Below are 8,227 nucleotides of genomic sequence, written 5' to 3'. Positions count from 1 at the left end.
CCGGTAACGACACCGTGTCCTATTTGGGCATTGCGAGGGCCGGATTCGAACCAGCGACCTTCGGGTTATGAGAGCGGGGCCTGACAGCCCCGCCTTTTTTATGATGGCAAAAAGAGCCTTTAACAAAGGGCTTTTTGATATACCGCAAACACCGCCAAATCGCCTGCATGCCCAAAAACACCCTATAATACCCTTAGTTGGGTCTACCAAAGTCTACCGATCTACGGCCATTATCGACCATAGTTCCACAGACCCGAAGGTCACATTACAAGCACAGCATGTACATACAGCAATACCCGCAACGGGGATGGTAATGAGGCGGCCCTAATAGGGAAAAAACCACTTATATATTATATCAGACTAACCCGGCCTTAAGGCGTTTCCGAGGCTGAGGGAAGGTACCCCCCTTATCCCCATGTGGAAATTGCGACTTTCCGTTCGGTGCCCACCGGGTCGTTTCTGTGCGGGTTCCTATCCACTGAGCGCCATTGACCGAGGCGCCGACTTCATCAACTACCATTGACAAGTTCATCCCGGCAGTATGTGCAGGTGACGCCGCACTGGTTACCGGGCGGCTCTTATCCGACCAACCTGTACCAGGCAGGTGGTGCTCCCCGCCGCGTAAGGTGTGGGTGACCCCGCCACCCCTCAGACCCGTGCTGCGATGACCGGGCGTCCCCCGCAAGGTCGGAGCAACGCCACGCGGTACACCCGCCTGCCCACGTGCCCGCTACGCGACGGCCATGTTCCATCGCCGCCGCTGCCAGCCCGCGCAGATCGGACACGGACCGGCACCCGCAAGGGGACCCGGTTCCGCGCCGAACTGCTTTTTACCCCAACAGCTTTACCCGCCCACATCCCCGGCACCTGACCCGTGCCGGACATATTCCCGCCACCCCGCCCCAGCCGGTGGGGTGAGCACGAAAGGAGTGTTTCACCATGTTCAGACTCAAGTGTTATGACTGTGCAAACCTCGTCCGCGGTTCCCAGGATGAGGGAACGATAGGCGGAGGAACCGACAATCTCCCCGCCCGCTGCGCCGCCCGCCCCGTTGTCGAGGAGGCGGTGCGCTCCGAACTGAAGTATTACGGCAACAATGCCTCACCGTTCAGCACTTGGCTGTGCGGCCAGACCGGGATCGACGAGAACAGTATCTCCGGCGATGTCCCGGCAGATGACGATCCGGTCCGCGTGTATGTGGACGACGCAGGGGAGGAAGTGGCCGAGTTCCGCGACCCGGCCTGGATTGCCATCGACGCCTACCTTGCCACCCTGCCCAGAATGCGGATATCCCGCCTCAGGGACCGGAGAACCCGGCAGAGGGTGACCGGCTACATCCGGCTGCCCATGCCCAACGAGTGGATGCTGCGGCGCGAAAGCCAGATAGCCGAGGACGTGCTGTGGCGAGCCCATAAAGGCCGCTGCCACGAGTACATCCGCAGGCCGGATGAGGACGACGTCGTGCTCCAGACCCACCACAGGTGTGAACCCATCGCTGTAGAAGCGGAGGAACCCGCCCCGGCCCACCAGCCCGACCCGCACGACGCCGAACTGGACGCCCACTACGACGCGCAGTGGCGCATCATCCAGGAGGCCGAGATCACGGAGTGGATGGCAAGCGGCCACTGGCACGGCCATATCCACCCCACCACCCGCGCAGTGCCCGCGATGGCGCTGTGACAATCCCCACCGACACCAGCCCGTCGTCCCGGCCAGTTCATCGGCTCAGGGGCGGCGGGCTTTTGCGTGTCCACAGAAAGGAGTGATTCCCGTGTTGTACACAGCTTCATTCTTCAGCCCTCGTGCCCACCGAGGCACCATCATCAGCATTGCAAATAGCGCTCCCGCAGCATTCCAGTCCGTTCGGCGGGCAGACATCTTTGTACCTGACAGGCGGCTGGTGTGGGACTGGAAGGACCACTGCATCACGTGGCCGCAGTACACCGAGCGGTACCTGGCCCTCCTTGATGAGCGAGTCACGCATCGGCACCTCGACCTTGCACGAGCCTGGGCGAGGAGCGACGACCGGCACCTGAGCTTGTGCTGCTGGGAGCGTGACCCGGCGCATTGCCACCGTTCCATATTGGCTCAATGGCTGCGGGAGCGTGGCATCCCGGTACATGTCTCCTGACGGCAAGAGCCCGCCGCCTTTATTGCTTGGCGAATCGCCAAGCGGCGGGCTCAAAAACAATTGGGAGGTGCAGTATGCGTATCAACGCAGTCTTCAGCAAGAAAGTGAGCACGGGACAGTTCGAGAATGAAACATTCACTGTCACCGTGGAGGCCGAGAGCGAGTTTAACAACATCGCCGAGGTCAGCGACTACCTGTTCAATCAGGCACGGTCGGCAGTGAAGCGCCAGATCGACGGAACAGCATCCGGCAGCACACCGGAAACCTCGATCCCCGGCAACAACGAAAGCGGCGGCGACAGCCACCAGGGTAACGGTTCCAGCAATGGCAGGGAGCGGTTGCCCGCGACGCAGAAGCAACAGGGTATGTTGCACAAGCTGCTCAAGGAACAGTTCGAAGACAAGTCAGAAGGCCGGTTCTGGCTCCGCGACAAGTTCAACACGGACAAGGTGGAAGAACTTTCCCGCAAGACAGCCAGCCGGGCCATCGAAGCCCTGCTCGACAAAGCACGCGGCGTGGCGTAGGCCCACACAAAATCACTGGAGGTGTAGGACATGAACACAGCAGCAAAGGCAATCATTGCATTCCTTGGATGGGTATTCCTGCTTCTGACGGGCGCGTGTGCGGCGTTCATCGGAGTGAAACTCGGAGGCAGCATGTGGTCACGCAGACCGCGCTTCGGGAAGAAGGTCCAGGAGCCACGCACGGAAGCAGTGGCGGAAACCGTTGCGGAAACCGCGACTGAGTAACCCACACTCAGTAAACACGAGTAACAACAGGGTCGGGGCAGTGATGCTCCGGCCCTGAATCTTTTATGAGGAGGATACACATGAACCACACGATGGGAAGGCTCATTGAGCAACTGAAAAGCAACGACGCCGCGAAGCATGACGAGGTCGCGCAGGCTACGGCGGTCGTTTACGGGAACGGAACATTCTACTTCGACAACAAACCGATCCGGGTGACCGGCACAGCCGCAAAACAGCTTTGTGCGCAGTGCGGGATACCAGCCGACTTTTGGCTGGAAAGGTTGACACCTGTCGAACGAGCGATCACCTTCAACAGGCTTAACCGGCTGCAGGGAGACACCGAGCGCATGTTCCGTTTCAGCCGGGACGTGCTGTATGGCGTGGTCAGCCCGCGCTACAAAAAGCTGGATAACATCCTGCTGCTCGACATTCTTCAATCGGCCCAGGACAGCGGCGTCGGCTTGAAGCCCGTGAAGCACACACTCAGCTTCGACCACACGAAGGTGAAGCTGGTGCCCACCACCGCCCGCGTGGGCGAACTGGCCCCGATGATCGAATTCACCAACAGCGAGAACGGCAACGGCTCGATGCAGTTGTGGGCCGGGGTGTTCCGCTGGGTGTGCAGCAATGGAATGATGGTGCCGGTCGGCGACACGATCAAGTCCCGCTGGATGCACCTGGGCAACAACGACATCAGGCTGCCCGATATCGGTATAGTGCTGAACCGTTCCCACGAGTTTCTGGAACGGATGGACCGGGCAAGAAGCAGGTACCTGACGGCGCGGGACAAGTCCAGGATCATCACCGATGTCGCGAGCGCCCTGGGACACACGGCGGCAGACCGGGTTGTGTTGGCCGCGAACCGCGAGTATCACGGAGGCCGCACACTGTTCGACGCAGTGAACGCAATAACCCGCGCAGCGCAGTCGTTTCCGCCCCAGAAAGAATCTGACATGGAGCGGTACGCTTCGACGCTGCTGGCGGCATGAAGAAATCAACGGGAGGGGGCTGCGGCCCTCTCCCAATTTTATGAAGGGAGATGTACACCATGCAAATATCAGCAACGAAGATCACGACATACCTCGATTGTCCGCTCCGGTATCGCTTCCGGTATGTGGACCAGATCGAACCTGACCAGATGTCGCCCAACATGGCATTCGGTTCCGTGTTCCATCGTTCCGCCAAGTTCATCCACCGCAAAAGGATGGACGGTGTTCAACTGACACGTGAACAGATGGAAACAGCGTTCCGGCTGGACTGGACGGCGGCGCAGACCGTGCCTATCAAGTGGAATGGCTCATCGCCCGAAAGTCTGGAGGAGCAGGGACTCGCCATGCTGCGTACATATCTTGATGCGATGGAAGACGTGGGCGCCCCGCTGGCGGTGGAAGCAGAAATCAAGGTTCCGTTCGTGAACCTGGCAACGGGAGAGAAGATGCCGGACGTGGAGCTTTTCGGCTACATCGACCGCATCACCCGCGACCACGAGCCGGTGGAACTGAAAACCAGCGGCAGAAGCTGGAGCACGATGATGGCCGATCAGAGCTTGCAGATGACGCTTTACGCTTACGCGCTCGCCCTACAGCATGAGCGGGAGGAAGTGACCGGCCAGTTTGAGGTCATCGTCAAAAACAAGACGCCGAAGTTCCAGCGGCTGGAGACTGTGCGCAACGTCAGGGACTTCGATCAGATGTACCGGACGGTGGAGCGGGTACTGGAGGCCGTGGACGCAGGTTTGTTCTTTCCAGCGAAGGGCTTCCTGTGCCCATCGTGCGACTTTTCCGCAGAGTGCTACAGATGGTAATCAGAAACCAGGCGGGGCGCTTTATTGTCCTGTGAACAGGCGGCCCCGCCTGTTTTGTTGCCGATGTTCCCCCGAACACCGGGGTTGTGCTATAATGCACGTGGACCTTCAGTACGCGCTTCGGCGCACGTTATACGTACGAGCCCCCGTTAGGCTGCTTATTGGGGCGGCCTCGGTGTTCGGGGGTTCGTCGTATGACGATCAACTGAAGGTCCAGCCGGGGTCGTCCTTTTATGTTTGGCAACTTATCCAATGTGTTTTATACCCCGGCTCAATTGTTTGCAATAGCAGGTTGTGCTATGATGGTCTTGTCCAACTACCTGAGCGCGAAAGTCTGCGCAGAAAACGCATGGAGTCCGTCCAGCTGCTTTTTTGGGGCAGCCTCGTTACTACGGACTCCGTGCGTGGCGCGGACAGGTAGTTGGACAAGCGGGGCTGTCCTTTTGGTTTGGACCACCCCACATTAGAGACAATATCTCTCAACTCAAGGAGGTGTCGTGATGAAACACTGCCTCATGAGCCCGCTTATACTGCTGGCTGTCATCCTTATGACAACAACGATCGTACAGGCCGAGCCGCCGCCTGCGGCGCGCCCCATAATAACTCTGACCTCGATGTACGAGTCCCATTCGGATGAGAACAATCCCGATAACTACGTATACAACGTCGTGTCAATTACACGCCATCTGGAAGGCGGCGTCCTCGGAAGCGTCTTCTACATGCACAAGCAGAATCTCGAAACCAATGACGAAGGCGGCCAGGCTGCCGGCGCGAATGTCATAAAGATGTTCTCCAGCAGCTCCTACGCCCTTGTCGGCTTCACGTACGCGATTAACGAAGTAGACAGTACCCTGGCAACAAGAACGGACAATGACCGCGTCCGCATCGGCTACTACCACAAGGTTTACGAGCGCGCGGAGCGGAGCCACCTTCTTCTCAGCGCCGTATACAACACGCAGACCGACTGGTCGGAAAGCCGGACCGTCGACTTCGGGATAGCATACCGGCACGGGGTAGCCTCCCGATGGGCAGCGGTCATCGGATACAAGTACACGCGCGCCGTGGGCGATCTCGACATGCACGTGTTCGACCAGTGGAGCGCGGACATCACTTACAGGATGAACGATACCACCGACTTGAATGCCGGGTATCTGCTTGTGGACAAGCTGTTCACCGGCCCGGCGCCGGGGCTCGAGCCGGAAGACGACCGCGTTTTCCGCGCCGCCCTTAGATACAGGTTCAAGTGACCAGGAGGAAGATCATGAGAAAACACGCGGCAGGAATAATAACGGCGGCTGTCATCATTACCGCCATACTCTCCCAAGTCGTTATGGCATCCGGGGAAGTCAGTGTTCTGAAGATAACAGGCCCGGTGCAGTACCGGATTAGCGACGGAGACTGGAGTCCGCTCTCGACGGACACAAAGCTGGGCGAGGGACATTCGGTGCGCACTGGACCGGACGGTGAGGCAGTCCTCACGTGGTTCGCGGGAAACGTAATCAAGCTCTCTCCGTTGACGATGATGAAGGTGGACACTCTCAAGAAAGACGAAGCGGGAAGCAACAAAAGCGGCATAGACATTGCAGAAGGGCGCATCTACGCCAAAGCCGCGAAGCTTGCGAACGATGACTCCCTTTTCGAGGTTCGAACCCCGACGGCCATCGCGGGCGTGCGCGGTACCGCTTTCACTGTCGACCATGATGCGACGAACCGCAAGAGCGCTTTCGTCGTGGTGGAAGGCCGCGTTGTCGTCACGGCCCAGGACGTCGACCAGATGGTGGAACCCGGGCACAGAGTCAGCGTCGAGATCAACAAGCCGCCGACCGGCCCGTCACGCGTCCGCGAGCAGGAGATGAACCGGCTCAGGCGGGAAGGGAAGGACATCGACAAGCTTGTCGAAGAATCCAGCGAAGCAGGCGGCGAGGAAAGCTCTTCGCTCGGCGGCGAAAACGCGGAGGAGATGGCGGACTTCGTGGCCGATGACATAATTCGGCAGAACCTGGACAACCTGATAATGGAGCACATCACTGCTCCGTCCGGCGACTGCTGTAATTACTGACGGTATGACTACAGAAACATATACGAGGTGCTTATCATGGACAGGAAGAAAAAGACCATAGTGAAAGCAGCCATGGCTGCGGCCCCGTTGCTGCTGCTGATACCATTGTTGATATCGAATTGCGGAGGGGGTGGCGGCAATCCGCTTCCGTATGTCCCCGCCGAACTTTCGCGCGAGTGCTCGAACGGCCCCGTGGCCGAACGGACGGCGGACGTCGGCGACCGGGTCTCTTACGATTCGGTGTTGTGCGTCCAGATACATGAGGAGGGCGAACAGGTCCCCGTCCTGAAGGACACTGTTGTTTCGGTGGCGGCCGGTGCGACTTCGACTTTCCAAGCCGTCGTCTACGACTACAAGTGCACCGACCTGACCGATTCATTCAAGGGCTCTGTTTCCTGGTCGATGTCCCCTGAAAACATCGGTTCCCTGGCGGCTACTGGCGCGTCGGCGGTTTTCCACGCCACCAGCGCGGCATCGGCCGGCAACGGCTCAATCACGGTGTCCCTGTACGACGGTTCCCGGATACTAAAACAGGACACTGTGTCTATTAACGTGCCAGCCGTTTCCGCCGTCTGCGGCAACAGTACCGTCGAAACCGGCGAAGACTGTGACGACGGCCAAGACAACGGAACTGTCTGCACACCCGCATATGGTTCGAGTTGCAATTACTGTGATGAAACATGCGAGACGGTTATCGTCCAGGGAGGCTACTGCGGCGACGGCGCGGTGGATGAAGGCGGGGGCGAGCAGTGCGACGACGGCAACACCACAACCGAGGCGTGTTCATACGGGGAGACCTCGTGCACAGTATGTGACGCCACCTGCCAGTCCGTATCCGGCGCGACAAGTTACTGCGGCGATGGCATAACAGATACGGCAAACGACGAACAGTGCGATGATGGTAACTCCACATCGGACGATGGCTGTTCCTCGACTTGTCAGACAGAAACGCTGTCTGTCACAGCGGCCTTATCTCCCACCTCGGGTTCCACTGAGGTAACATTCACATTGACCTGCACGGTGAGCGGCGGTACTGCATCAAGCCTCGAAGGCCGGTGCGATACCACGCACTCATGGAGCACGATAGCTTCAGGCAATACTATGGAATGTACATACACAGCTGCGGGTGATTATTCTCCCGGGTGCCGTGTGGATGGTTCTGTCATGGATGACATGGACTCACCGGTGACAGTTACCGAGAGCGCCGTATGTGGAAACTCGGTAGTCGAGACGGGCGAGGCTTGCGACGACGGGAACACCACCACCGAAAGCTGCGCCTACGGGCAAACAAGCTGTACCGTATGCGACGCGACTTGTCAGAATGTCGCGGGAGCCACGTCATATTGTGGTGATAGTACAACAGACTCCGGAAACGGTGAAGCGTGTGATGATGGAAACGCGGTTACTGAAAGCTGTACTTACGGGCAAACGTCGTGCATCGTATGCAACGCGACTTGCCAAAGCGTCGCCGGAGCAACTTCCTA

Annotated in this window: 8 protein-coding genes; all 8 read left to right on the top strand. The window is 58.8% G+C overall.

What is annotated here, in order from left to right; genetic code table 11:
* Nucleotides 1–939: 939 nt before the first annotated feature.
* Nucleotides 940–1,680 (top strand): hypothetical protein, encoded by a 741-nt coding sequence (locus tag PLF13_14180; protein ID HOP08421.1) that lies wholly within the window; start codon nt 940–942, stop codon nt 1,678–1,680.
* A 525-nt stretch (nt 1,681–2,205) separates the two neighbouring features.
* Nucleotides 2,206–2,655: a hypothetical protein gene (locus tag PLF13_14175; GenBank protein ID HOP08420.1), complete on the top strand. Its 450-nt coding sequence runs from the start codon at nt 2,206–2,208 to the stop codon at nt 2,653–2,655.
* A 30-nt stretch (nt 2,656–2,685) separates the two neighbouring features.
* The gene (locus PLF13_14170) at nt 2,686–2,880 is read left to right on the top strand and encodes a hypothetical protein (protein HOP08419.1); all 195 of its coding nucleotides are present in this window, start codon (nt 2,686–2,688) and stop codon (nt 2,878–2,880) included.
* 80 nt (nt 2,881–2,960) lie between these two features.
* Nucleotides 2,961–3,869: a DUF932 domain-containing protein gene (locus tag PLF13_14165; GenBank protein ID HOP08418.1), complete on the top strand. Its 909-nt coding sequence runs from the start codon at nt 2,961–2,963 to the stop codon at nt 3,867–3,869.
* Between the two features lie 59 nt (nt 3,870–3,928).
* On the top strand, nt 3,929–4,684 hold the full coding sequence (locus PLF13_14160; GenBank protein HOP08417.1) for a PD-(D/E)XK nuclease family protein: 756 nt from the start codon (nt 3,929–3,931) through the stop codon (nt 4,682–4,684).
* A 500-nt stretch (nt 4,685–5,184) separates the two neighbouring features.
* Nucleotides 5,185–5,931, top strand: coding sequence for a hypothetical protein (locus PLF13_14155; protein ID HOP08416.1), 747 nt, complete (start codon nt 5,185–5,187; stop codon nt 5,929–5,931).
* A gap of 14 nt (nt 5,932–5,945) precedes the next feature.
* Nucleotides 5,946–6,743, top strand: a complete 798-nt coding sequence (locus PLF13_14150) for a FecR family protein (GenBank protein HOP08415.1) — start codon at nt 5,946–5,948, stop codon at nt 6,741–6,743.
* Between the two features lie 36 nt (nt 6,744–6,779).
* Nucleotides 6,780–8,227: hypothetical protein (locus tag PLF13_14145; GenBank protein HOP08414.1), on the top strand; the 1,448-nt coding region annotated here is incomplete at its 3' end.

The sequence above is a fragment of the Candidatus Zixiibacteriota bacterium genome (assembly GCA_035380245.1).
Lineage (GTDB): Bacteria > Zixibacteria > MSB-5A5 > GN15 > FEB-12 > DAOSXA01.
This window is presented reverse-complemented; position numbering and strand designations above follow the sequence as displayed.

Excerpts from the sequence above, each read along its gene's own strand:
- PLF13_14170 (HOP08419.1), top strand. The coding sequence starts at position 2,686 with ATGAACACAGCAGCAAAGGCAATCATTGCATTCCTTGGATGGGTATTC.
- PLF13_14180 (HOP08421.1), top strand. The coding sequence starts at position 940 with ATGTTCAGACTCAAGTGTTATGACTGTGCAAACCTCGTCCGCGGTTCC.
- PLF13_14160 (HOP08417.1), top strand. The coding sequence starts at position 3,929 with ATGCAAATATCAGCAACGAAGATCACGACATACCTCGATTGTCCGCTC.
- PLF13_14155 (HOP08416.1), top strand. The coding sequence starts at position 5,185 with ATGAAACACTGCCTCATGAGCCCGCTTATACTGCTGGCTGTCATCCTT.
- PLF13_14175 (HOP08420.1), top strand. The coding sequence starts at position 2,206 with ATGCGTATCAACGCAGTCTTCAGCAAGAAAGTGAGCACGGGACAGTTC.
- PLF13_14165 (HOP08418.1), top strand. The coding sequence starts at position 2,961 with ATGAACCACACGATGGGAAGGCTCATTGAGCAACTGAAAAGCAACGAC.
- PLF13_14150 (HOP08415.1), top strand. The coding sequence starts at position 5,946 with ATGAGAAAACACGCGGCAGGAATAATAACGGCGGCTGTCATCATTACC.